The sequence below is a fragment of the Paraburkholderia sp. GAS41 genome (assembly GCF_050436545.1).
Classification (GTDB): Bacteria; Pseudomonadota; Gammaproteobacteria; order Burkholderiales; family Burkholderiaceae; genus Paraburkholderia.
The window spans coordinates 30,666-54,058 of sequence record NZ_JBNDMK010000023.1 but is presented as its reverse complement, the minus strand read 5'-3'; the positions used below and the strand labels follow the sequence as shown (position 1 = coordinate 54,058).

General features: G+C 62.0%; 20 protein-coding genes and 1 pseudogene. 7 read left to right on the top strand and 14 right to left on the bottom strand.

Features of this window, described 5'->3' with window-relative positions; genetic code table 11:
- Positions 1–105 precede the first annotated feature (105 nt).
- From P3T43_RS26695 to P3T43_RS26650, 10 genes are all read right to left on the bottom strand, one after another.
- Entirely contained in the window at positions 106–1,518 is a 1,413-nt protein-coding gene (locus P3T43_RS26695) for an amidase (RefSeq protein ID WP_429284004.1), read from the bottom strand.
- Between the two features lie 97 nt (positions 1,519–1,615).
- Positions 1,616–2,377, bottom strand: a complete 762-nt coding sequence (locus P3T43_RS26690) for an ABC transporter permease (RefSeq protein ID WP_429284003.1) — start codon at positions 2,375–2,377, stop codon at positions 1,616–1,618.
- A complete protein-coding gene (locus P3T43_RS26685; RefSeq protein ID WP_429284002.1) occupies positions 2,374–3,300 on the bottom strand; it encodes an ABC transporter ATP-binding protein in 927 nt (308 codons plus the stop codon). Before P3T43_RS26685 ends, P3T43_RS26690 begins: the two co-directional genes overlap by 4 nt.
- A 16-nt stretch (positions 3,301–3,316) precedes the next feature.
- Entirely contained in the window at positions 3,317–3,844 is a 528-nt protein-coding gene (locus tag P3T43_RS26680) for a PaaI family thioesterase (protein WP_429284078.1), read from the bottom strand.
- Positions 3,845–3,972: 128 nt separating this feature from the next.
- Entirely contained in the window at positions 3,973–4,578 is a 606-nt protein-coding gene (locus P3T43_RS26675; protein WP_429284001.1) for a GNAT family N-acetyltransferase, read from the bottom strand.
- Between the two features lie 122 nt (positions 4,579–4,700).
- Complete coding sequence (locus P3T43_RS26670) at positions 4,701–5,066, bottom strand: response regulator (protein WP_429284000.1); 366 nt, start codon at positions 5,064–5,066, stop codon at positions 4,701–4,703.
- A 134-nt stretch (positions 5,067–5,200) separates the two neighbouring features.
- Positions 5,201–5,740 (bottom strand): hypothetical protein, encoded by a 540-nt coding sequence (locus tag P3T43_RS26665; protein ID WP_429283999.1) that lies wholly within the window; start codon positions 5,738–5,740, stop codon positions 5,201–5,203.
- Positions 5,737–6,471, bottom strand: a complete 735-nt coding sequence (locus P3T43_RS26660) for a methyl-accepting chemotaxis protein (protein ID WP_429283998.1) — start codon at positions 6,469–6,471, stop codon at positions 5,737–5,739. Before P3T43_RS26660 ends, P3T43_RS26665 begins: the two co-directional genes overlap by 4 nt.
- A 63-nt stretch (positions 6,472–6,534) precedes the next feature.
- Positions 6,535–8,916, bottom strand: coding sequence for a HAMP domain-containing protein (locus P3T43_RS26655; RefSeq protein ID WP_429283997.1), 2,382 nt, complete (start codon positions 8,914–8,916; stop codon positions 6,535–6,537).
- A gap of 301 nt (positions 8,917–9,217) precedes the next feature.
- The gene (locus P3T43_RS26650) at positions 9,218–9,430 is read right to left on the bottom strand and encodes a hypothetical protein (RefSeq protein WP_429283996.1); all 213 of its coding nucleotides are present in this window, start codon (positions 9,428–9,430) and stop codon (positions 9,218–9,220) included.
- Positions 9,431–9,846: 416 nt separating this feature from the next.
- Here P3T43_RS26650 and P3T43_RS26645 point away from each other — a divergent pair, with 416 nt between their 5' ends.
- Positions 9,847–11,229, top strand: a complete 1,383-nt coding sequence (locus P3T43_RS26645) for an inorganic phosphate transporter (protein ID WP_429283995.1) — start codon at positions 9,847–9,849, stop codon at positions 11,227–11,229.
- Between the two features lie 70 nt (positions 11,230–11,299).
- Positions 11,300–12,313 carry a lysylphosphatidylglycerol synthase transmembrane domain-containing protein gene (locus P3T43_RS26640; protein ID WP_429283994.1) on the top strand — a complete coding sequence of 338 codons (1,014 nt, stop codon included), beginning with the start codon at positions 11,300–11,302 and terminating at the stop codon, positions 12,311–12,313.
- On the opposite strand, the gene P3T43_RS26635 is transcribed toward P3T43_RS26640, so the two are convergent.
- Positions 12,285–13,034, bottom strand: coding sequence for a glycosyltransferase family 2 protein (locus P3T43_RS26635; RefSeq protein ID WP_429283993.1), 750 nt, complete (start codon positions 13,032–13,034; stop codon positions 12,285–12,287). The genes P3T43_RS26640 and P3T43_RS26635 overlap by 29 nt on opposite strands.
- A gap of 253 nt (positions 13,035–13,287) precedes the next feature.
- On the opposite strand from P3T43_RS26635, the gene P3T43_RS26630 reads away from it, so the two are divergent.
- Positions 13,288–14,187 (top strand): LysR family transcriptional regulator, encoded by a 900-nt coding sequence (locus P3T43_RS26630; RefSeq protein WP_429283992.1) that lies wholly within the window; start codon positions 13,288–13,290, stop codon positions 14,185–14,187.
- A 125-nt stretch (positions 14,188–14,312) separates the two neighbouring features.
- A complete protein-coding gene (locus tag P3T43_RS26625) occupies positions 14,313–15,566 on the top strand; it encodes a D-amino acid dehydrogenase (RefSeq protein WP_429283991.1) in 1,254 nt (417 codons plus the stop codon).
- A gap of 32 nt (positions 15,567–15,598) precedes the next feature.
- Here P3T43_RS26625 and P3T43_RS26620 read toward each other — a convergent pair whose 3' ends face one another.
- Both P3T43_RS26620 and P3T43_RS26615 read right to left on the bottom strand, forming a co-directional pair.
- A complete protein-coding gene (locus tag P3T43_RS26620; protein WP_429283990.1) occupies positions 15,599–16,111 on the bottom strand; it encodes an N-acetyltransferase family protein in 513 nt (170 codons plus the stop codon).
- A 12-nt stretch (positions 16,112–16,123) separates the two neighbouring features.
- Positions 16,124–17,413, bottom strand: a complete 1,290-nt coding sequence (locus tag P3T43_RS26615; RefSeq protein WP_429283989.1) for an Nramp family divalent metal transporter — start codon at positions 17,411–17,413, stop codon at positions 16,124–16,126.
- Positions 17,414–17,617: 204 nt separating this feature from the next.
- On the opposite strand from P3T43_RS26615, the gene P3T43_RS26610 reads away from it, so the two are divergent.
- Both P3T43_RS26610 and P3T43_RS26605 read left to right on the top strand, forming a co-directional pair.
- The gene (locus P3T43_RS26610; RefSeq protein WP_429283988.1) at positions 17,618–18,631 is read left to right on the top strand and encodes a beta-propeller fold lactonase family protein; all 1,014 of its coding nucleotides are present in this window, start codon (positions 17,618–17,620) and stop codon (positions 18,629–18,631) included.
- Positions 18,632–18,688: 57 nt separating this feature from the next.
- Positions 18,689–19,705 (top strand): sterol desaturase family protein, encoded by a 1,017-nt coding sequence (locus tag P3T43_RS26605; RefSeq protein ID WP_429283987.1) that lies wholly within the window; start codon positions 18,689–18,691, stop codon positions 19,703–19,705.
- 67 nt (positions 19,706–19,772) lie between these two features.
- Here the strand turns inward: P3T43_RS26605 and P3T43_RS26600 are convergent.
- Positions 19,773–20,637, bottom strand: a pseudogene (locus P3T43_RS26600) (DUF2252 family protein); the annotation flags it as partial.
- A gap of 427 nt (positions 20,638–21,064) precedes the next feature.
- Here P3T43_RS26600 and P3T43_RS26595 point away from each other — a divergent pair.
- On the top strand, positions 21,065–23,275 hold the full coding sequence (locus tag P3T43_RS26595) for a DUF6600 domain-containing protein (RefSeq protein ID WP_429283986.1): 2,211 nt from the start codon (positions 21,065–21,067) through the stop codon (positions 23,273–23,275).
- Positions 23,276–23,393: the final 118 nt, after the last annotated feature.

The window sequence follows — 23,393 nt, the reverse complement described above, 5'->3', positions numbered from 1 at the left end:
ATACAGTTCTCGCAGCACCCGTCAGGCCAGTTGCCGGCAGCGCAAGCCGCCCAGAGTCATGCGGGTCGTCCCTTTTCTATGCCTTGAAAACACCGGTCATGGCGCTCAAAGCGCGGGGGCGCCCGTTGCCCAGGTCCCGATGATCTCCTCGATGGCGCGCGCCGCGGAAATCAGTGCCGCCTCGCCACGCGGCTTGCCGACGATCTGGATGCCCACCGGCAAACCGCTGGCGGTCATCCCGCATGGAATCGCCATCACAGGCACGCCGAGCATCGTCAGGCTATAGACAATCGCAAGCCAGTCGATATACGTCTCGAACTGCTGCCCCGCTGCTTCCTTCACATATTGCTCTTCAACCGGGAATGGCGGAACGATCGTCGCAGGACAGATTAGTACATCGTAGCTTTCCAGCAGCGCCGTGGTCCGGTTGAACAGTTCGCCGCGCGTCCGATATGCGGCGGACACCGCACGGCCCTCGAGTTGCAGACCGTACTCGATATTCCAGATGACGTTCGGGTTCAACGCGTCCCGATGCTGCGCGAGCACGTCTTCGTAGTTCATTGCATACGACACGCCGCGCAACACGTGAAATGCGCGGTGCGCGGCGCTCAGATCGAGGTCCAGCGTCTCGACGCCGATGCCCGCTGCCGCCAGGCGATCCATCGTCTTGCGGCAGACGTCGAGAATCTCCTGCTCAGGTTTCGCAATGCCAAGCCCCTCGCTAAACGCAATGCGCGCCGGACGCCGCGGTTGTAGCGCACAGTCGAGAAAGCGCCGGGCGGGTTCGGCCGGCGCCAAGGGCGCGCTGGGATGTTCTCCGCACATTGCGTCGAACAGCAGCGCGGTATCGGTGACGTTGCGCGCCATCGGGCCTTGCACCCCGAGCGTCTCGAACGGATTGGCAGCGGGTCCGGTGGAAATCCGGCCCGGCGTCGGCCGCAAGCCAACTACGCCGCAAAACGCCGAAGGCGTGCGCAGCGATCCGGCCAGATCCGAGCCGTGCGCGACCCATGCCGTCCCTGAGGCGAGTGCCGCCGCCGCACCGCCGGAAGACCCACCGGCCGAGCGCGACAGGTTCCACGGATTACGCGTGATTCCCAGAACGCTGTTGTAGGTGTGCCCGCCCGAGCCGAATTCCGGCGTATTGGATTTCGCGTAAACCACCCCGCCGCGCGCTTCGAGCGAGGTCACCAGGCGATCGGAGCGTTCCGGTATCCGCTCGCCGTAGATCGCCGATCCACGCGTCGTGCGGACGCCGGCCACGTCGGTCAGGTCCTTGATCGGCACCGGCAAGCCGCACAGTAAACCGCGTTCGGCCACTGGACGTTTCAGCAACGCGTCGGCATGCGCGTGCGCGCGTTCCCAACAGAGCGTAGGCAGCGCATTGACGCGCGGCTCGACTTGCCCGACGCGCCACGCCAGCGTGTCGAGCAGGTCGTGCGGGGTGACTTCTTCGCGCTGCAGCAGGCCGACAATGTCGTGCGCGGATTGGTCGATAAGGGTGGCATCGGCGGACATGAGCGGGACCTCTTCTATCGGAGTCAGGAGCGCTCAAAGTGTCTCACGTTGCGCTCAACCGGCCCTGCAAACCGGACACGGAGTCCGCCCGGGTGCGCTACGTCTTCAGCCGGTAGCCCGTCTTGAAGATCCACGCGACGATCGCCAGAAATACCGCGAGAAATAGCGCGGTCATGCCAAGGCTCACGCGGATGTTCACATCCGCCATGCCGTAGAAACTCCAGCGAAAACCGCTTACCAGGTACACGATCGGATTGAACAGGGTCACGACCTTCCAGAACGGCGGCAGCATATTGACGGCGTAAAAGCTCCCACCGAGGAACGTCAGCGGCGTAATGATCAGCAGCGGCACGAGTTGCAGCTTTTCGAAACTGTCCGCCCAGATGCCGATGATGAAGCCGAGCAGGCTGAACGTGACCGCTGTGAGAACAAGGAACAGCACCATCCAGAACGGATGCAGCACCTGCAATGGCACGAAAAGACCTGCAGTCGCGAGAATGATCAGCCCCAGCAGGATCGACTTGGTCGCGGCGGCGCCCACATAACTCACCACGATCTCGACGTAAGACACCGGCGCGGACAACAACTCATAGATCGTGCCGGTGAACCTTGGAAAATAAATCCCAAAGGACGCATTCGAGATGCTCTGCGACAACAGCGACAGCATGATGAGACCCGGCACGATGAACGCGCCGTAGCTGATGCCGTTCACTTCCTTGATGCGCGAGCCGATTGCCGCGCCGAACACGACGAAATACAGCGAGGTTGAAATCACCGGTGCGATGATGCTCTGCATCAGCGTGCGCCAGGTGCGCGCCATCTCGAACTTGTAGATGGCCTTGATAGCGTGAATGTTCATTGGTCACCTCGTAGCAGGCTGACAAAAATGTCTTCAAGCGAACTCTGCGTGGTGTGCAGATCCTTGAACCGGATGCCTGCGTCGTCCAGCGCCTTCAGCAAGGCGATGATGCTGTTGCGCTCGCGTTCCGTGTCGTAGGTATAGATCAACTCGTTGCCGTCGGCTGAAAGCGTGAGGCGATAGTCCGCGAGTTCGGCCGGCAGCTGTTGCAGCGGACTTTCCAGTTGCAGCGTCAGTTGCTTCTTGCCGAGCTTGCGCATCAACTCGGCTTTTTCTTCGACCAGCATGATTTCGCCGCCGTTGATGACGCCGATGCGATCGGCCATCTCTTCAGCTTCGTCGATATAGTGCGTGGTGAGGATGATCGTCACGCCGCTTTCGCTCAGCGAGCGCACCAGTTGCCACATGTCGCGCCGCAGTTCGACGTCGACGCCCGCAGTCGGCTCGTCGAGAAACAGCACACGCGGCTCGTGCGAAAGCGCCTTGGCGATCAGAACCCGCCGTTTCATGCCGCCCGAGAGCGTGATGATCTTGCTGTTGCGCTTGTCCCATAGTGAGAGATCCTTGAGGACCTTCTCGATGTAAGCGGGATTCGCCGGCTTGCCGAATAATCCGCGGCTGAACGATACGGTGGCCCAGACGGTTTCGAAGGAATCGGTAGTCAGTTCCTGCGGCACGAGCCCGATCAGCGAGCGCGCCGCCCGATACTCGGTGGCAATGTCATGGCCATCCACTATCACCGCGCCTTCGCTCGCATTGACGATCCCGCAGATGATGCTGATCAGCGTGGTCTTGCCCGCGCCGTTCGGTCCCAGCAGCGCAAAAATCTCGCCGCGACGAATCGCCAGATTGATGTTTTTTAGCGCGTGAAAGCCGGAAGCGTAAGTTTTGGAAAGCTGGGTGACGGAGACTATAGGCTGCATGGAGGACACGGTCAGGTTATCGCTTGGGCATCTCGAACACGAGACAGGTTGTCGTGGCGTGGGCATACAAGGTACCGTCGGCGCCGACCAGACGTGCTTCGGCGGTCGCCAGTTGACGGCCGCAATGGATCACCTTGCCCTCCGCGCGCACACGTGCGACGCGCGGGGTCAGTGCCTTCACGTAGTTCACGCTGAGTTCGGCCGTGGTGTAGCCACGACCCGGCGGCATCATGGTGTGCACGGAGCAGCCGAGCGCCGAGTCGAGCAGCGTGGCGAACCAGCCGCCATGAATCGTGCCGAGCGGGTTCAGATGCTGCGTCAGCGGCGTACCTTGAAACACGGCCCGCCCTTCACTGACCTCTATGAGCGTGAATTCGAGAGTCTTGGCGATTGCTGCATAAGGTAGCTCGCCGCGCACAATGCCCTGCAAGACTTCGAGGCCCGTCTTACCGGCCAGTTGTTCGAGGCTCGCGAGTCCAGGCCCCGGTCCCGCCTCCTGCCGGCTGCGCACTTCCGCCTCCTCGGCGAGCCATGTCTCCAGCATTTGCTCGGATGTCAAATCGATTCTCCGGTTTTATCGCTGCTTGTGCCGTCCTTTGCCCCTAAGTGCGGGACAGGGCGGCTTAATGCAGCTTGTTGCGGCTTAACGTAGCTTATTGCGCGTTGCATTCCTCAGCCGTCCGTGCGCGCCATTTTCTGCTCCAAAGCGGCGCGCACCTCGGGCCACTCGGCGTCAATGATACTGAAGCGCACGGAATTGCGCTTACGGCCGTCCGGCATGATGCGTTCGTGCCGCACAATGCCTTCCTGCTTCGCGCCTATCCGCAGGATGGCTGCACGGGACTTCTCGTTCAGTTCGTCGGTTGTGAATTGCACACGGACGCAGTTCATCACATCGAATGCGTGGCGCAGCAGCAGGTATTTGGCCTCGGTGTTCGCGCCGCTGCGCTGAACCGATGCGGAGAGCCACGTATGGCCGATTTCGAGCTTGCGGTTGCTGCGGTCGATTTTCCAGAAGCGGGTGCTTCCGACCACCCGATTGTCCGCACGCCTGACGATCGCAAACGGCATCACCGTGCCGGCGACGCGCCCGGCGATCGCATGCTCGATGTAGCGCGCCATGGTGTGGGCGTCAGGCACGACGGTGAAGGTCAGGTTCCACAAAGCGCCGTCTGCCGCCGCATCGAGCAGGGCGCTTTCATGAGCCGGTTGCAGCGGTTCGAGCACGATGTCGCGACCGCTGATGACCGGTTCCATCTCTTGTCCATCACGAGCCATGGCGTGTGTTCCTCGATTCAGAATGCGCCAATTCTACGTCGACACACCGAATCCATGGCTTCACGGCGCGGAAATCGATCCTGTCCAGCAGGATTGCCGACCTCCGTACCTCCTTGCTTCAATCAGCTTGCCAGCTTGCGGAACGTTTCCAGCACGGCATCGCCCTTGAACGGCTTCACGATCCAGCCCTTGACGCCTGCGGCTTTGCCGCGCTCCTTCATGGCCGGGCTGCTTTCCGTGGTCAGCATGATCACGTTGACCGTGCTGTTGCCGAGTTCACCACGAATCTTCTCGACCATCGTCAATCCGTCCATATTCGGCATGTTGACGTCGCTGATCACGAGTTTGATGCCGGGGCTGCTCTTGAGCTTGGTGAGGCCGTCCTTGCCGTCCACCGCCGTATCGACGTCCAGCCCATTCTTTTTCAGAAACCCGGCCACCTCGTCACGCACCGTGCTCGAATCATCCACCACCAGAATTTTCGACATGTCTGTTCCCTATAGCATCAATCAAAATAAAACGAGCCCACCGGCGACTCCTGTTGCGCCGGCGGCTGGTTCGAATTCCTGACAATCTTCCGGCGCCGCGCTCGCTGTTTCCTGCTTCGTGCCTCCTGCCGCGCTCAAAACAGCTCGAGTTCACCGCTGGTATCTTCGACGGCGCTGACTTCGGCGACGAAGTCCATGGGCGCATGGGCACACACGCAGATCGTCGCGCCCAGACTGACTGCATCGTTGATCGTGACCGCATACGACGCCAGAAACTCCGGCTTGAGCACCTCCAGATACGGCATGCAACGCGCACTCAGCACATAGGGCGTCGACATGCCCAGATCCGGGAAGTAATGGTGCAGTTCCTGATTCACGGCACCACAGCACAGGTTGCAAGTCTCGAGAAAGACTTCCAGGAACGCACGCTCCGACTCTTCCTTGACGAAGTACCGGTGAGTGCTTTCGCTGTCATCGAAATGGAGGATCAGGAGCAAGCGGAACGCCATGCCCGAGATCGTCAGCACCACCAGGTTTGCATCAGGCAGGCTGTGCGCGCCATGCGCGCCGGCCGGTACGATCTCGCAGACGTCGCCTGCGTTCATCGTCAGGCGCGACTTTGCCGCCTTGAAAAATATCCGTTCGATACTGTCCTTCGCATGCGTACTGATCACGTCGATGCCTGATGAAGCGTGGATTGAACCTGGTTGGCAAGCGACTCGACGCTCGCGAGCGAGGCGGTAATCATCTTGCCGCCCGCCTGAATGTCCTGGAAGGTCGCAGTGGTCGTCAGGTCGCTGCGATGCAGACTGTCGCGGTAGCTTTTCGACAGTTCCTCCGAGCGTCCCGCCAGCGCTCGCACCTCGCTCGCCACAACCGCAAAGCCACGGCCCGCGGTGCCCGCGCGAGCCGCCTCGATTGAAGCATTCAACGAGACGATGACCACATGCCGGACAATCGAAGACAACTCGCGATTCTTCGCGTGCATATCCTGGTTCTGCGTCATCAACGAAATCATCTGCTCGTGCCAGCGCTCGAAGGTACTCACGAGCCCCTTCAAGCGCGCGGCTTCGGCCGCAAGCTGCGCCGCCTTATGCGCCAACGCATCCCTGCCGTCGAGGGCCGCTTTCAGTTCCGCCCGTACCGTGTCGCCGCTTTTCGACTGCTGCAGCAGATCGTCGCGCAATTGCGCGATCGAAGCATCCAGTTCCTGCTTCTGCCGCTCCTGCAATGCGATCAGCTCGTTTTGCGCGACATTCGTCTGCGTCAGCGTGTCTACCTGACGATCCGCATCGGCGCGTAGCCGCCGCACTGACTGCATGCCTGTCACCCTGTGCACCGCCAGCGCCACGGCGGCACTAGCGGCTCCGCCAGCCAGTGCGCCTAAAAGATACTGTTGAATCACAACCCTTCCTTCCAATTGCCCATCGTTGCAGTGGGCGTCAAGTGATGTCGCCCGGTTTGCCGCTCAATCAGCCAGCGTATCGAGTGGCCGTTCGTTCGCGTTGTCGCGCACCGGCATGCCGGCCGTATCCACCGCGAGTCGTTCCGGCAAACTCACGATTGTCTGGAATTGCCGGAAATCCGCGCCCCTGTGGTCGTCCGTAAAGCGCAGCGCGATGCTGCCATGTTCGCGCTTGAGGAAGTCGCGCACTGCATCCATGCCCACGCCGCGCCCCGAGACTTCGGTCACCTTATCCACCGTGGAAAATCCCGGGCGGAAGATCAGTTCGGCGATGGCCTCGTCGTCCAGATGCTGGTTCGCTTCGATCCAGCCTTTCTCGATCGCCATGTCGCGAATACGCTTCAGCGCGAGGCCACGGCCATCGTCGCCGAGTGCGATCTGCAGCGCGCCTGCGGCGACGCTCACGTCGATGTCGATCACACCCGCAGCGGCCTTGCCTTGTGCATGGCGCACCTCAGCGGTTTCAAGCCCGTGATCGACCGAATTACGCAGCAGATGCATGAACACGTTCTTCAAGGCACTGCCTGCCTCACGACGCAAGCGGTAGCCGCGCTCGTCGATGCGCACCACCGGCGCGGCCTTGCCCAACTCAACAGCTAGCGACGGCAGCGATTCGAGCACGCCGGACAGCGCCTCGCCAAGCGTTTCCGTACCCAGCACGCGCAGCGTTCTGCGCACATCGTCACGCATCGACTGCAAGGCATGCAGATCGTCGGACCTGGCCGCATCGATGAGACGCAGACTCTCCTGGATATGCGCAATGTCGACCATCAGATAACGCTCTGCACTCTCGCGACGGCTCGCGCCCTTGCGGCCAAGGCTCACTTCGTTGATCGTCGCGTAGCTTTCTACCGCCGCCCGCACGCGCGCCAGTTCCTGCATCAGACTGTCCTGATCCCACGGCTCGTCGGCCTCGGCGTGACGCAACTCGTGATAGCGCTGCTCCGTCTCGTGAACGATGTTGGTCAGATGTTGCAGGTTGTAAGTCCGCGCATTGCCCTTGATGGTATGCATGTTGCGGAACAGTTCGGAGATCGCTTCGCGATCGGCCTGCGAATGCTGGCGGATGATGCGCTCGTTCTCGTTGATGAAGCCCGCCGAACTTTCGATGAAGTGATGGAACTTCTCTTCGCTGACCGCGAGAATCTCACCGATCATTTCCAGTCTGCGCTTCTGCTCGCCCGCTTCAGCGGCGAGCTTGCGCAACTCGGTCACGTCGCGCACGCACAGCATCAGGCGCACGATCGTGTCGCCATCGTCGGTGATGGCCGACCAGTTCAGGTCGAGAATCTTCACGCGGCCATCCGGCATGCGTTTGGAGATTTCCGTGACCAGCAGGTGTTCGTTGAACGCAAAGTTGATCGCATCTTCGCCGAGGCACGCGTAGCTCGCGGCGTCGACTTGCGACAACACGTCCGCACCCAGCTCCGTATCGGCAAACACCAGATCCATCAGACGGCGACCGGCAATGTCATTCGTCTCGAAGATGGCTTCGAGATACGCCGAGTACTCGGAATGGACCAGCGCGCCTTCGACAACCGTCAGGATGCCTTGCTGCATGTTCTGCAACATCGCCTGAATGTCCGCGGTCTTCTGCTTGAGCTGAAGTGAGCTTTCCTGAATTTTTTCGATCATGCCGTTGAACGCCACGATCGAATGACCGATCTCGTCCATGCGGCCCACCGGCACCCGCCGTGTGAAGTCCTGGCTGGCGGCGATCTCGCTCATCATGGCTTGCATGCGCGTGAGCGGACGCGTGATCTGGCGATACAGCAGCGAGCCAATCGAAGTCAGCAGGATGATCGCGATACCCGTGACGATTGCAATCGCGGTGGTGGTGGTCGCGAGCGTGCCGTTGAGCGTGGTGATCGCCTCGTCTTTTTCGCGATTCTTTTCGATGCGCAGCGTCTCGACGATGCCTTCGAGTTCGTCGCGATACTGCGCCACATTGGCGAACAGGTAAGCCTGCGCCAGTTCGTTCTTGCCGGCGGCCTTCATGCCGGCCGTGTCGTCGATGGCGGAGAAATAGTTGGCGAGGCTATCAGCGGCCTGCGCAACGAGACCCTTCTGTGCGTGGCTCGCTGCATCACGCGCCTGCAGGGCCAGCGCCTGCTGCACGGCAGCTTTCCTCGCCTTGAGTTCGTCCTGCGCCTGTGCGACGACATTGCCGTCGGGCGCATAGACCAGCGTCATGATCGCAAGCTGCACGTCCTTGACCTGCGAAACCAGATCGGCTGACGCGAGTGCGCTCGGCACCACCCCTTCCGTCACCTGCTTGACCTCGGCGGCGCTGTGCCGGGTCTGGTAGACCGCATAGCCGCCAATCGCGGACAGTGCGACGAACATCAGGATTACCAATAGCGTAATGCGATGACGGATAGTCATTTCTGCAATTCCCCGGGTGTAACGTGCGTGGCCTGCTCTTCATGAGAGCTGCTCGACTTTTTGGTGTTGGTCGATTTGTCGATTTGTCGAGCGCCACGATTATCGTGGATGGTATGTGACCGATCGATGACTAAAGGTCGAACCCCACTTCAATCCACCGAGGAATGTGCAGAATGCAGCATGTCATTGTTGCGCATTCGGAATCAGCGCTATTTTTATAGCGATTTCCTTAAAGTTCTCCTCATCTCTGCCGTTAAACGTTGGCGTCGTTTTTTTATGCGCGCAAGCTGGCGGTCGAAAACTAGTTCAACACCCTCAGCCGGCGCCAGCGCGTGTCCATGTCTTTCAACAGTTCGATATAGCTCACGGCGCGCTCCGTGCCGAGGCTCGCACTGGCGGCCTCGTTCGTTTCGTTCCACAAGCGCTCGAAACGATCCGCGGCCTCTGCCCGCGCGAGTGGTTCATTCAACAGAACGACAAACGCAAACGACAACTCCTCTACACTCCTATGCATCGGAGAACGCGTTGAAATCGATTTGGCAAAATGGTTCAAACGCCCCTCAGACAATAATTTCTTATGAACGTGTGCTGCTGCGTGATAGCGGACACCCCAAACGCTACCTCTGCCATCGGCAGGCAAGGCTCTCTCTGGAACATTCTCCACAAAGTTTGTCACCGGAATATTACGGCGTGTTCAATAGGCCGGAAATTGCACTCTCCGGGCATGCTCCCTGCTGCCGAAGTGGACGCGCGCATGCAACGGCAACATGATGCCGGCGTCGCTGACTTAAAAGGTTCATAGGGGCGACCTAGCATGAAACGTTCGCACTCACGGAGCAGCAGACCGGCATCCGCGATGGTTGCTCCCCACCGCTTCCGGGAGCGCACATGCTCGTTCACTTCATGCCGTCATCGGGCATTGTGGTTGCCATGCTGATCGTCTGTCTCGTGATGGTGCTCGCCTTCGAGGCGACCAACGGTTTTCATGACGCCTCTAACGCAGTCGCGACAGTCATCTACACGCAGTCGCTCAACCCGGTTCCCGCTGTGATCTGGTCCGGCCTCATGAATTTCATCGGTGTGCTGGTCGGAGGGATTTCTGTTGCTTATGCGCTGGTCGAGATCTTGCCGCCCGATGTGCTGACGCCGCCCGACGGATCGCCTGCCGTCCCCATGCTGGTGTCTATTTTCGCGGCCGCGTTGTTCTGGAATATTCTGACGTGGGCGTTTGCGATACCCAACAGCAGTTCGCATTGCATCATCGGTGCGCTGATCGGGGTCGCCGCCGCGGACGCGCTCCTGAAGGCGCGCGGCGTGACTCAAGGGGTGGACTGGAAACAGATCGTCACGGTGCTGAAGGGGCTTGCCGTTTCTCCCGTCCTCGGATTGCTGCTGGCCGGTGGGATGTACGGCATTCTGCGACTCGTGGTGCGTCATGGACATCTGTTCGAGACACCGAAAAAAGGCGAACCTCCGGTCTGGTGGTTACGAGGTTTACTGATCCTGACCTGCACGACCGTCAGTTTTTCGCACGGCACCAACGACGGCCAGAAGAGCATCGGCCTCATCATGCTGACGATTATCGGCTTGCTGCCAGCCGCGTACGCACTCAACCCGCAGGCGACAGGCCAGATGACCGAACTCAGCCAGAACGCGGCCGCCGCGCTTCCACTGATTCAGCAGTATGGTGACGACGTAAAAGCCCAGGCAATGAAGTCCGCAACGCTGCTGCAAAATGCCGGCGCGCAGCTCGACGGAGAGGCCCGCAAATTGAAGACTCACGAAAAAACAGCGGATACGCCGCAGACCGTGGCCGTGCGCGCCCAATTGCGCGGGGCCGTCTACGACGTTCTCTCGGAACTCAAGCACGTCGGCGAGCTTGCCGACGTCAGCGCAGCGGACAAGGCGAAGGCAGCCGACCTGTTGAAGAAAATGGCGCCACCCGTGCAATACGCGCCCTTGTGGGTCCGCGTCTTGAGCGCCCTTTGCCTGGGTGTCGGAACCATGATCGGCTACAAAAGAGTGGTACGCACGTTAGGCGAGCGGCTCGGCAAGCAGCACATGACACCAGGCCAGGGGGTCAGTGCGGAACTGGTCGGCTCGCTACTGATCGGCACCGCCGGATTCACTGGATTACCGGTCAGTACCACTCACATCATTACCTCGGGAATTGCCGGCACCATGGTCGCGGGCGGCGAAGGTGTGCAGGGCGCCATGCTATGGCGTATCGCGCTCACGTGGGCAGTCACCCTGCCTGTCACCATCCTGCTTTCTGCTGGCTTATTTTACTTCCTTGCGAACCCCAATTTCTGACAACGAGCGCGCGCGCGGCGCCGGCTCCGCACAACCCAAAAGGCGTCCTGCAAGCGTCTGGACGAACCTCATGACACGATTCCACGTGCGCCATGCGGCGACCCTATTGGCCGTACTGGGCGTGGGACTGGCGATGGCTGCGCCCTTCATCCTTGGCGCGCATGCTGTGCTGGCGGGACTGCGTCACATTTCCCTGCCGCTCTTTGCCATGCTGGCGGCGAGTGCCGCCTTGAGCGCCGCGGCGAAGGCCGGCAAGCTGCACCTGATGCAAACGGCGCTTGGACTGAAGTTGCGCTTCGTGCGCACGTTCACCCTGACCGTCGTCACCGATTTCGCTTTTCTCGTCTCGCCGCTCGGCGCAGCGGGCTACGGCGTCAACATGGGTTTGCTGCAACGGGCGGGGGCGTCGTGGGCGCTTGCCACGACCGTGGTCGGCGCCGATCAGGCGCTCGACCTCACGTTCTTCGCCGTCGCTGTGCCGGTGTCGTTTCTTCTCGCACTCGGTCCGCTCCACCAGATCACACCCAACCTCCCTTTGCCGATCATCGTCGGCACGTTGGCGGGTCTCGCGATCCTCGCCAGTGTGCTGTGGCTCTGCCGTCGTCCTGCCGCGGCGGCTCTCGATGCAGCGGGACGCCGCATTGTCTGGCTGCGGGCACGGCGGGCTCGCTGGACCCGGTTTCGTCAGAGCGTGGGCCAGCAATGGCGGCTCTTGCTGACGGGACCGCGCTGGCGGCTTGCCGCCCTGCTCGCGTTGACCACCCTGCAATGGCTGCTTCGCTATAGCGCGTTGTGGTTTATCCTGCGTGAACTCGGTTACCGGCTGCCGCTCGGGTTCGTCCTCGCCGTGCAAGCCGTGGTCCTGCACGCCGCGCTCTGGACCGGCGTGCCGGCCGGCGGAGGCGGCGGCGATCTGGCGCTGGCGGCCGCCTTCGCGCCGTGGGTGCCGCGCGCGGCGATGGCAACCGCGTTGGTGCTATGGCGCTTCGCCACGCTCTATTGCCCGTTGCTGCTCGGCGCCGCGGGCTTCATTGCACTGGCATGGCGGCGCCGCATCAAGCCGCCGTATCGCGCGGTTTCCTGATGCGTACGGAAAGCCGGGCACGGCCCGGATGATCGACCCGCAGCGCGAATAGCCGCAGCGTCTGCGAAATGAGCGCCAGCGGATAGGTGACCTTCAGCAGATCGGCAATCATGCGCCATTCCGCGCGCACACCTTTCCAGTAACCGAGCTTTTCGGTCTTGCGCGCCTGCGTGACGTGCGGCCAATGCGTCACCGCAACGGCAAGCCGGCGCGCGATGATGCGCCGGTTCATGAACACTTCAATGCCAAAGCGCGGCAAGCCGTGAATTTCCTTGAGCGCTTCGTCGAGCAACTGCTTGCGGACCACACGCTCCCCGGAAACGAAATCGAGGCCGATGAAGCGGAAAATCAATAGCGAGTTTTGCCGCAGACTCATGCTGATATCGGCGCGTCCGCTCAGCACCGGCGCGGCAAGCGCGCTGATGTGATCCGCCGCCAGTCCTTTCAGATCGGCGTCGAGCAACATCAGCCATGCATGTTCGGCAGCCGCGATGCCCACGGCCATCGCTGCACTCTTGCCGCCGTTCGACGCGCATTCGATCAGACGCACCGAAGGGAAGCGTCTGACGATGTCGGCCGTGCCGTCGGTCGAACCATCGTCCACGACAATGACTTCGCCCAACAGTGGATGGACCGACGCCACCGCGAGAACCGCTGCGATACGCGGGGCCTCGTTATAGGCGCAGATGATGCACGAAACGCGTTGACCTCTGGATGGCATGGATATAGTCGTCGTATTGCAGGAGGAGGACGGCCCGGTCAAGCGGCCTCGAGAAGCGGCTGACAACCGATTTTGAGCGCGCTTTGTGACAGTGGCATCGGCTCACGACCGCCGCGCAGAGGAGCACATGAAGAAGTCGCAAGCGTGACGGGCAGGAGCGAAATTCGCTGCCCGCCTTGCATCCGCTGTAATATAACCTCGGGCTATAGGCGCGTTCCCTTTCGCGTTTCGGGCCACTCAAGAGGAGCCTCGGGTGCGTTTGCGACATATCGAAGTTTTCAGTGCGATCATGCTGACAGGTTCCACCAATGCTGCGGCGCGCCTCCTGCACATCTCGCAACCGGCTGTCAGCAAGATGCTTCAGCACGCGGAACGCACGGTGGGGTTTCCCCTCTTTCTGCGCAGCAAAGGCAAACTCGTGCCGACTCAGGAAGCCTTGCGCCTGCAGCAGGAACTCACGCCGTTCGACGATCAGTTAAAGCGCATCCGGCGGCTCGTCAGCAATCTTTCACAAGGCGCGGTGCGTCCGCTGCGTGTCGCGGCGACACCCGCTCTCGCGCATCATCTGTTGCCGCAGGCCGTGGTGCGCTGGTCGCGAGTGTTTCCGGAAGCGCGTTGCGAGTTGTCCGTCTCCCATACGCGTGAAATCGAGCAGGCCTTGTTGCTCGACGAAATCGAACTGGGCCTCACCATGCGCCCGGTTTCGCATCCGAACCTTCTGCTCTCGCCGCTGCGCAAGTGCGGCCTGTGTGCGATCGCTCCGGCCGGCTGGTGGTCCAAGGCCTTGCTCTCGCAGCCGCTACAGGCGAACGAACTGGCCCAGCAGCCATTCATTACGATCGACACTCACGACTACCTCGGCGCCATTCTGTCCAACTGGCTGGCCGATGCCGGACAGAGCCCCGCGAGCGCCATCTCCGTCCAGACCTACCCGCTCGCGAAGTCGCTGGTGCAAGCGCGTGCCGGCGTCGCGCTGGTCGACGCGTTTACCGCCCACTACCCGCCGCATGACGCGGATATCCAGGTGCGGCCCCTCGATATCGACGCCACGCTCACCGTCTACGCCGTGACCCAGCACGCGCATCCGCCATCGCAAACGGCTGAGCGGTTGATCGAACTGCTGCGCGAAGATAGCGGAGCGCTCGACATCTGAAAGCAGGCGCACGCAGGCCTACCTATAACCCTTGGCTATAGCCCACCTGCTGAACGGTATTGGACGGCCCCGACGACGCTGCGGAACAATGACTGCTCCTTCATCTGGGTCTGTCACCTGTCGCCATGCATGTACTTGTTATCGGAGCCGGTGTCATCGGACTCGCCAGCGCATGGTATCTAAGCGCGGACGGGCATCAGGTCACCGTGATCGAACGCAATCAGGACGTCGCGCTCGAAACCAGCTTCGCCAACGGCGGCCAACTCTCTTATAGCTACGTCGCCCCGCTCGCCGGCCCCGGCGTACTCGCGAAGCTGCCCGGCTGGCTGCTGCGCGACGATTCTCCGGTTCGCTTTCGTCCACGCGCCGATCTGGAACAGTGGCGCTGGCTACTGCAGTTCGTGCGCGCCTGCACGCTCGAACAAAGCGAAGCGTGCACCCGCAAGCTGCTGTCGCTATCGTTTTTCAGCCGCGACCTGATGCATGAACTGCTCGTGCGCGAACCTACGTTACGTTTCGACCATACCAACGCGGGCAAGCTCGTGGTGTTTCGCACGGCCGCTGCCTTCGATGCCGCGCGGCGTCTGCTGGACTACCAGCGCTCGCTCGGCTGCGAACAGGAAGCGCTCGATGCGAACGCGTGTGTCGCCAGAGAGCCCGCGCTTGCCCATCTCGGCACTCAGTTGCAAGGCGGCATCTTTACCCGCAGTGAAGACAGCGGCGACTGCTACCAGTTTTGCGTGAGCATGATGCGGCTACTGCGCGAGCGCGGGGTCGATTTCCGCTTCGGCACGACCGTCACGCAACTGCGTGAGGTCGCGGCGCACAAGGTCACCGCCTACGCGGGCGACGAACCGCTCGACGCGGATCGCATCGTGCTCGCCACCGCTGCGCCGAGCGTGCCGCTACTGCGAACCCTAGGGATTCGCGTGCCGCTTTACCCGCTCAAGGGTTACAGCCTGACAGCGCCGGTCGTGGCCGACGCGGCCGCCCCGCGCGTCAGCATCACCGACTTCGAACGCAAGATCGTCTACGCGCGGCTCGGCAACCGGCTGCGCATCGCCGGCATGGCCGACATCACCGGCCGGCCGGCCGACATCGACCCCAACCGGGTGGCGACGCTTCGCGCGCAATCCGCCGCGACCTTCCCCGGTGCCGCCGACTTCGCAAGCGCCGCCGTGTGGTGCGGCCTGCGCCCCGCAACGCCGAAGAGCATGCCGATCATCGACGGCACGCGCTTTGCCAATCTCTGGCTCAACCTGGGACAAGGCGCGCTAGGGTTCACGTTGGCGCTGGCCTCAGGCCGCCTGATTGGCGACCTCGTCGGACGGCGCGAACCGGCCATTTCGCTGGATGGCTTCGGACTCCGGAATATGTGACGCCGTCACGCGGGCATGCCTGTGTATGCGTCTCAGGCAGGCATACCTGCTCCGTTGACGCGCGGGGCCTCACCCGGTTGCAGCGCATACACCACGTCGAGACAACCTTCCTGGTTATCGCTGCCGTCGCCGAACGCGATCGCAACAAATCCATGGCGCTCGTAAAACGCCCGCGCCCGCCGGTTTTCAGCGAAGCAATGCAGATGCACGGGCAAGCGTGCGTTCGACACGACCTCGCCCAGCAGACGCGTGCCGATCCCTTGACCCACCCTGGGCGGGAAAACATAGAGATGATCGAGCCACAGCACGCCGTCCGCTTCGGAGGTCGCCGCCATCCCGACAATCAACCCCTCGGCACCGATCGCCACCGTGACGCGGCCGGTTGGGATCAACCAGTCCGCGATCCACCGGCACACTGCGTAATCGGTGTACGCAAGCGGCGCAAACGGCATCAATTCCTTGCGGGCCCTGAGAAATACGTCGGTGACACCACTGATATCGGCGGACGTGGCCGCGCGCGTGAGCACATCTGGTTTCAACTTCATGGTGGTCTGGTTTCAGATTTGCAGCAGCAGCACGACGTTCAGCACCAGCACGGCGATCGCCGAGACGCTGGCCGCCACGATCATCAGCCGGCCGTTGCGATACCGGCCCATGACGCTCGCGCGGCAGGTGAACCATACCAGAGCCGCCATCGGAAGCGGAAGCGCGAAACTCAGCACCACCTGGCTCATCACGAGCGCGTGCGTCGCATTGATCCCCATTCCGACGACGACGAACGAAGGCACCATCGTAATCAGGCGTCGCAACCACAAGGGGATCTGAAAACCGACGAAGCCCTGCATGATCATCTGGCCCGCCATGGTCCCGACCACCGAACTGGAGATGCCCGACGCAATCAGCGACAGCAGGAAAATCCCCGCCGCGCCAATGCCAAGCAGCGGACCGAGCGTCTGATAGGCCGTTTCGATTTCCGCCACTTCCGGATGGCCCGCGTGAAACGCGCCTGAGGCCATGATGACCATGGCCATATTGACCAAACCGGCAATGGTGAGGGCGATCACCACTTCGATATGGGAAAACCGGATCAGCTTGCTCCGCTCGGCTTCGTTTCTGGCAACCGTGCGGTTTTGCGTGAGTCCCGAGTGCAGAAACAGCGCGTGCGGCATGACCGTGGCGCCGATGATGCCGACCGCGATCGTGACGGCATCCGCATCCGGCAATTGCGGCGTAAAAAGGTGCCGGAAGACACCGGGCCACGCGACCGGCGCGATGAAGAGCTCCGCCAGGTACGACAGGCCAATGATGCCCACCAGCGCCCCAATGGCCAGTTCGAGGGGTCGGAAGCCGGCCTTTTCGAACAGCAGCAGCCCGTACGTGACGATGGCCGTCACGATCATGCCGGCCAGCAACGGCATGTGAAACAGCAGCGCGAGGCCGATTGCGCCGCCCAGAAACTCGGCCAGATCGGTCGCCATGGCGGCGACTTCGCTCACGGCCCACATGACGAATACGAGCGGCGCGGGAAAATGTTCGCGGCACAATTCGGCGAGATTGCGGCCCGTGACAATCCCCAGCTTGGCCGACAGCGCCTGAAACAGCATCGCCACCACATTGGCCAGCACGACCACCCACAGCAAGGCGTAGCCGTAGCGGGCGCCCGCCTGGATGTTGGTGGCGAAGTTGCCCGGATCCATATAGGCCACCGAGACCACCACCGCCGGCCCCGCGAACGGCAGGACCATGGCCGCGCCACGGCGCCGGCCTTCCAGCACCTCGCGGATCGCCATAGCCGTGCGCGCCGTGAGGCTCGTGGAAGCGGATTTGTCGCGCACGCGTTGGTCCATCCGTGCCTCGTTCGGTTCGTCCGGACAGTAAAAGAACGTATCCGGGCGTTTTGAATCGGCCTATGCGTGCTAATTTCTCACATTTGCCGCGAGCGTGCGTCATCGAAAACCGCATGCGGAGCGTTAATCAAGGGCAGCCTGGCTGCCCTTCCTTGAAGGCACGCGCTTTTTGGTGTCGCTTTACATCTTCGGATACTTTACAGAATGCCCTATTCGCCGGTTACATTTCTCTCGAGAGCTACCCTATCCGCCGCGGTCGTTTTCTCCCTGATCGGTCACCTGAATACCGCCAGCGCCGCCGACCGCGTGATCGTGCTCGACTCGGGCGAGTCCGAACTCTCGCTGATCGACGAAGCCACCCATAAGGTCATCGGCACCGAGCCGACCGGCAAGGAACCGCATCACCTGATGATCACGCCGGACGGCAAATCGCTGATCGTCGCCGATTCGATCTCGAACAACCTAATGTTCATCGACCCGCATAGCGGCCAGGTGCAGCGCACCGTCGAGGGCATCGAAGATCCGTACCAACTGGGCTTTTCGCCCGATCGCAAGTGGTTTGTCACGGCTGCGCTGCGCATGGACCGCGCCGACATCTACCACTACGACGGCACCAACATGACGCTCGTCAAGCATATTCCGCTGGCGAAGACGCCGAGCCACATGACGTTCGCCTCCGATAGCCGCACGGTGTTCATGACCTTGCAGGATTCGGGCGAACTCGCCGCCATCGACCTGCCCACGCAAACCGTGCTGTGGAAAATGCATGTGGGCAACGAGCCGGCAGGTCTCTGGATGACGCCAGGCGACAAATACCTGCTGGTCGGCATGACCGGCGAGGACGACGTGGCCGTGGTCGACTGGCGCAAGCAGCAGATCGTCAAGAAAATCCACACCGGTCGCGGCGCGCACAATTTCCGCAATCTCGACGACGGCCAGCACGTCGTGGTCTCGAATCGCGTTGAAAGCACCATCAGCATCATCGATTACACCACGCTCACCAACGTCGGCGACATCACTGGCCTGATGCCCGGACCGGATGACATGGAACTAACTCCGGACAAGCGCTATCTATGGGTGGGGTTCCGCTTTGCGAAGCACGTCGGCATCATCGACCTGAGCACGCGCAAGCTGATCGAAACCATTGCGGTGGGCCGCTCGCCGCACGGTATCTATTTCGACAACCGCGCGCCGGTCGTCGCGCCGAACCCGGACTAAACGCTCAACCGCTTGTTGCCGCAAGCCTTGCATGACTCGCTACTCACGGGGATTCTGATGTTCCATGAAATCGTCGCGCAACTCGACAATATGGTGTCGGCGCTGCAGACGCTGCTGTATGTCGACGTGGTGCAGCCGTTTTTCTATCGCTTCGGCCTCATGGGTTACGACGAAGACACGTACGACGCGCTCTATTGGGTCATCATCGGTGCGCTCGAGATCGTCGTCATGTATCTGGCGCTGCGGCCGCTCGAAGCGCTGCGGCCCATCGAGGAGTGGAAGGACCGCAAGGCACTGCGTGCCGACGTGATCTATACCTGGATCGCCAAGCTGGGCGTCATCAATATCGCGTTCTTTTTCGTGCTGCAGCCGCTGTTCGATCACTGGCAGAGCATGATCGCGATCTACAACATCCCGAACATCGATATCGACGGTCTCTGGCCCGGCGTGACCGATCAGCCGATCGTCTCGTTCCTGATCTACCTGATCGTGCTCGATTTGGCCGGCTACTGGTATCACCGCTGGCAACACCGCTTCGGCGTGTGGTGGGAACTGCACGCGGTGCATCACAGCCAGCAGCAGATGTCACTGTGGAACGACGACCGCAATCACTTTCTCGACGACATCATCCAGGCGGCGTTTTTTGCGGCGATCTCGCTGTTTATCGGCGTGCAGCCGAACCAGTTCGTGGTGCTGATCGCCGTCAGCAATTTCATGCAGAGCCTTCAGCACGTCAACGCCCGCTTGCCGTATGGCTGGCTGCTCGAACGGCTTATCGTCAGCCCGATTTTTCATCGCCGTCATCACGCGGTGGGTTACGGTCATGAAGGCACCGCATACGGCTGTAACTTCGGCGTGCTGTTTCCGTGGTGGGACATGATGTTCCGTACTGCGTCGTGGAACCGCACGGTCGAGCCGACCGGCATCCGCGATCAGTTGCCTGCACCGCATGGCGACAATCGCCCCTACGGTGAGGGCCTGCTCGCGCAGCAGTGGCTTGCGTTCGGCCGCATCGCGGCACGCTTGAGCGGCCGGCGCGCTTACGCACCGGGTACGACTGACGCTGCGAACTGAGTCATCCGCGCGGGGCGGCTTCCTGTCCCGCGCGCTCGACCTCCTGCCTTCCCCGCGTCTTCGAAAAATCTTCTACGGCTTCACAGTCGCGGCGGCTGCTGCGCAACTGCGCCCACGCGCTCAGTTGCGCCATGGTGTTGACGACGGCCTCGAGCCGCGGCAACTTGCCGTCCCAGTCGCTCAATGCGACACGGTCCTCCGTAGGCTGCAAGCTGCGCAAGACATACGGCTGCTGATGGAACTCGACGGCATGCAGAAAGGCCTGCGAGACCGCCTGGGCACGCCGCTGGATGGCCACCACACGCTGCGCTTCGGTGGCCCAGACGGGCTGTGTCGTTTTGACGTGGGGTGCGACTGACGACGGCAAAGCCTGCTTCAGGTCGAGCAGATAATTGCCGTCCGGCGAGCCTTTCCCCTCCACCAGCATCACATAGCGGTCGACGCCGAGACGGCTTGCGCAGTGCATCGAACAGATCGCGCACCATGCCTTGCGACGTCTCCTCTTCGACCCAACGCGCGTGACCGTCGCTCAACGCGGCGGCATACGCATCGACCGCAGTGTGACAGAGCGCGAGTGCTTCGGCGCGACTCACATGCAAATCGGCCGCACCGATCATCACGCTGGTCAGCAAGCGAATCAGTTCGAACAGACTGGGCGCGAGGCACGCTTCGTCGAAGTCGTTGATGTCGAAATAAACAAGACGGTTATCGGCTTTTTAGCTGCCGAAATTTTCCAGATGCATGTCGCCGCAGATCCACGCCGGGGGCGCCGCTTCCAGCACACTGCCGTGCGGCAAACGTTGATAGAAAAGATGACACGTACCGCGTAGAAAGACGAACGGCGAAGTGCGCATGAGCGGATATTTCATCGCCAGACGCTCTGGCTCACGGCCTGCCTTGAAGCTTGCAATCTCCTTGACGATATCGATCATGTCCCGTTCCCTTCATCTGTTTCAATGCGCCTCGTTATGCGTTGTCGAACGTTCTTCGCTGCGCTCAGGTCGTCGCCCATACCACCATCATGCGATCGTCGTGCAGCGTTTCAAACGAATCGCAACGTCACACGGCATACGCCTCGCAAACAGCGCAACGGGCTCATTCCATTACACGATGATTGCATGTCCTTACGATTCAGCCCACGCCATCGCACCGATTCTGACGAACAAAACACCTTGCTTCGAAGGCCGCCCTGACGACTCGCCCACAGTCACTATGCAACGCTCACATTTCGTTGCAAACTCGCGTCCCGGTTACAACGCGAATGTCATCCGCTGCCACGTCCATGACGTTAGCCAGTTGGACGTATGCATAAGGGCCGTCTTCGGGCCTGACAAAATGAAACCTTCGGAGCAGCTGACAATGACAACAACCTTCCACCGCATCCGCGCCACTGCAGTCTCGGTCTCCGCCGTTCTTGCGATGCTCCCCCTTGCAGGTCTCGCCCAGGTGCCCTCACCCACGGCCCCCGCTGCTACAGCGGCGGGTGATCCGCCGGATCGTGTGGCACGTCTGAATTATTTTGCCGGCACCGTTACGCTGGAACCCGCCGGCCTGAGCGACTGGTCTTACGCCGCGCTCAACCGGCCGCTCACGACGGGCGACCAGTTGTGGGCCGACGCCAATGCACGCGCCGAGCTGCACGCCGGTTCCACTGCGCTGCGGCTCGATCAGCAGACCGCTCTCGACATCGTCAATCTGAGCGACACGAGCACGCAGTTGAAGGTCACACAAGGCACGCTGTCCGCGCATGTACGCGCGCTGCCGGCTGGTCAGAACTTCGAGATCGACACGCCGAACGTGGCGCTCGTGGCGAGTGGCCCAGGTCTGTTCCGCGTCGACGTAGCGGCCGACGGTAATTCGACTACCGTCACGCTGCGCGCGGGCAGCGCCACGTTGTACGGCGACGGCGGTTCGTTCCAGATGAGCGCGGGTCAGCAGATCCAGTTCGTCGGCACGGCTTTGCAGCAGCAGACCGGTGGCTCCGCACCGGCGCTCGACGCGTTCGACCAGTGGATCGCCACGCGCGATCGCGCGGAAGACAATTCGGTCTCCGCGCACTACGTGTCGCGCGAAATCCCCGGTTACGAGGACCTCGACGCCAACGGTACATGGCGCAGCGTTCCCAACTACGGCGAAGTGTGGGTGCCGACCACCGTGACAACGGGCTGGGCGCCATATCACGAGGGTCATTGGGCATGGGTCGCGCCGTGGGGCTGGACATGGGTGGACGATGCACCCTGGGGCTTTGCGCCTTTCCACTATGGCCGCTGGGCGTATATCGACCGCTCGTGGGCATGGGTGCCGGGTCCGGTCGTGGTGACGCAAGCGCCCGTGTACGCGCCGGCGCTGGTGGCCTTTGTCGGCGGCGGCGGTGGCGGTGGCGGTGGCGCGCAATGGGGCGTCGATCTCGCGATTGGCGGCGCAGTCGGCGCAGGGGTGGCGTGGTTCGCACTCGGACCGGGAGAGCCGTGGCATCCGGCTTATCACACCAGCCCGACGTACTACAGCCGCATCAACAACGTGAACATCACCAACGTTCACAACACGACGATCATCAACAACGTCACCAACGTCCACAACACGTACATCAACCAGAACGCGCCGGGCGCGATTGCCGCCGTGCCGGCGAATGCGTTCGTGCATGGCGAATCAGTCGCCAAGGCGGCTCGTCCGTTCAATGCGCAGGCGCTCGCTCATGCACAGATCGGTGCCGGCGCGCCTGCCATCGCACCGGTTCAGCAGAGCTTCGCGGGCGCGTTGCGGCCTGCCCATGTCGGCGCGCCAGCGGCGCTCGCCCAGCGTGAGGTCGTGGCGACCCGCGCACCAGTGGTGCCGGCGGCCTATCACGACACGCTTGCCCAACGCTTCGCCGCAAGCGGCGGCAAGGTGGCGGGTGCGGGCGAACCGGTGGTGCGCAGCGCCGCGCCCGCTGCGTTCACAGAGGCTGCCCATCCGGGCAAAGCGGGTGCGGTAGCGGTGCCGGCAGGGTTTCGCGTGATCAACCGGACGCAGGTTCGTCCCGTGACTGCGCAAGGTGCGCCGGAACACGGCAATGAAGCGCAAGCAGCCCATGCGCCGAACCCGGCTGAGCAGCAAGCCCACGCGCCGAATGCCGCTGCGCCGAAACCGAATGCCAAAGAGCCGCCGCGTGCCAATCAGGCTAACGAAGCGCACGAGAATGGTGTGCCGCGTCCGCAGAACGAAGCGGCCGAGCATGCTCAACCGGAAACGCATGACGCCCGGCCAGCCGAAGCCGCTCCTCAGCCGCCGCGCGCACCGGAAGGACAGCACGCGCAGCCGGAGCAGCAACGCGCGGCCGAGGCGCCGCATGCTGAAGCGCCTCATGGTGAAGCACCGCGCAGTGAACCGCAGCATGCGGAAGAAGCGCCGCCGAAGCAACGCGCAGAGCAAGCCGCACCCGCCCCGCGCGAGAACCCGCATCCGGCTCCGCAGCCGCCGCAACAGCATGCCGCTGCGCATCCGGAACCGGCGCCGCATCCGGCGCAACAGCAGCATTCAGAGCCGGAGCACAAGCAGGAAGGCGAGCATAAGGACGACCATCCGCACTAAGCGCGTCACGACTGCCCGTCATGCGACGGGCAGTCGCTTGTAGCAAGCGAAATCCGTTTTGAGTAGCGCTTGCGGCGGGAGACTTCTCACGCGTCGAAGCACATTTGCGTGGGGCGTT

Coding starts and splice junctions, on each gene's coding strand:
- P3T43_RS26605 (WP_429283987.1), top strand. CDS start 18,689: ATGTTCCATGAAATCGTCGCGCAACTCGACAATATGGTGTCGGCGCTG.
- P3T43_RS26650 (WP_429283996.1), bottom strand. CDS start 9,430: ATGCATAGGAGTGTAGAGGAGTTGTCGTTTGCGTTTGTCGTTCTGTTG.
- P3T43_RS26685 (WP_429284002.1), bottom strand. CDS start 3,300: ATGCAGCCTATAGTCTCCGTCACCCAGCTTTCCAAAACTTACGCTTCC.
- P3T43_RS26670 (WP_429284000.1), bottom strand. CDS start 5,066: ATGTCGAAAATTCTGGTGGTGGATGATTCGAGCACGGTGCGTGACGAG.
- P3T43_RS26675 (WP_429284001.1), bottom strand. CDS start 4,578: ATGGCTCGTGATGGACAAGAGATGGAACCGGTCATCAGCGGTCGCGAC.
- P3T43_RS26635 (WP_429283993.1), bottom strand. CDS start 13,034: ATGCCATCCAGAGGTCAACGCGTTTCGTGCATCATCTGCGCCTATAAC.
- P3T43_RS26680 (WP_429284078.1), bottom strand. CDS start 3,844: ATGCTGGAGACATGGCTCGCCGAGGAGGCGGAAGTGCGCAGCCGGCAG.
- P3T43_RS26690 (WP_429284003.1), bottom strand. CDS start 2,377: ATGAACATTCACGCTATCAAGGCCATCTACAAGTTCGAGATGGCGCGC.
- P3T43_RS26610 (WP_429283988.1), top strand. CDS start 17,618: ATGCCCTATTCGCCGGTTACATTTCTCTCGAGAGCTACCCTATCCGCC.
- P3T43_RS26620 (WP_429283990.1), bottom strand. CDS start 16,111: ATGAAGTTGAAACCAGATGTGCTCACGCGCGCGGCCACGTCCGCCGAT.
- P3T43_RS26640 (WP_429283994.1), top strand. CDS start 11,300: ATGACACGATTCCACGTGCGCCATGCGGCGACCCTATTGGCCGTACTG.
- P3T43_RS26655 (WP_429283997.1), bottom strand. CDS start 8,916: ATGACTATCCGTCATCGCATTACGCTATTGGTAATCCTGATGTTCGTC.
- P3T43_RS26645 (WP_429283995.1), top strand. CDS start 9,847: ATGCTGATCGTCTGTCTCGTGATGGTGCTCGCCTTCGAGGCGACCAAC.
- P3T43_RS26695 (WP_429284004.1), bottom strand. CDS start 1,518: ATGTCCGCCGATGCCACCCTTATCGACCAATCCGCGCACGACATTGTC.
- P3T43_RS26625 (WP_429283991.1), top strand. CDS start 14,313: ATGCATGTACTTGTTATCGGAGCCGGTGTCATCGGACTCGCCAGCGCA.
- P3T43_RS26615 (WP_429283989.1), bottom strand. CDS start 17,413: ATGGACCAACGCGTGCGCGACAAATCCGCTTCCACGAGCCTCACGGCG.
- P3T43_RS26595 (WP_429283986.1), top strand. CDS start 21,065: ATGACAACAACCTTCCACCGCATCCGCGCCACTGCAGTCTCGGTCTCC.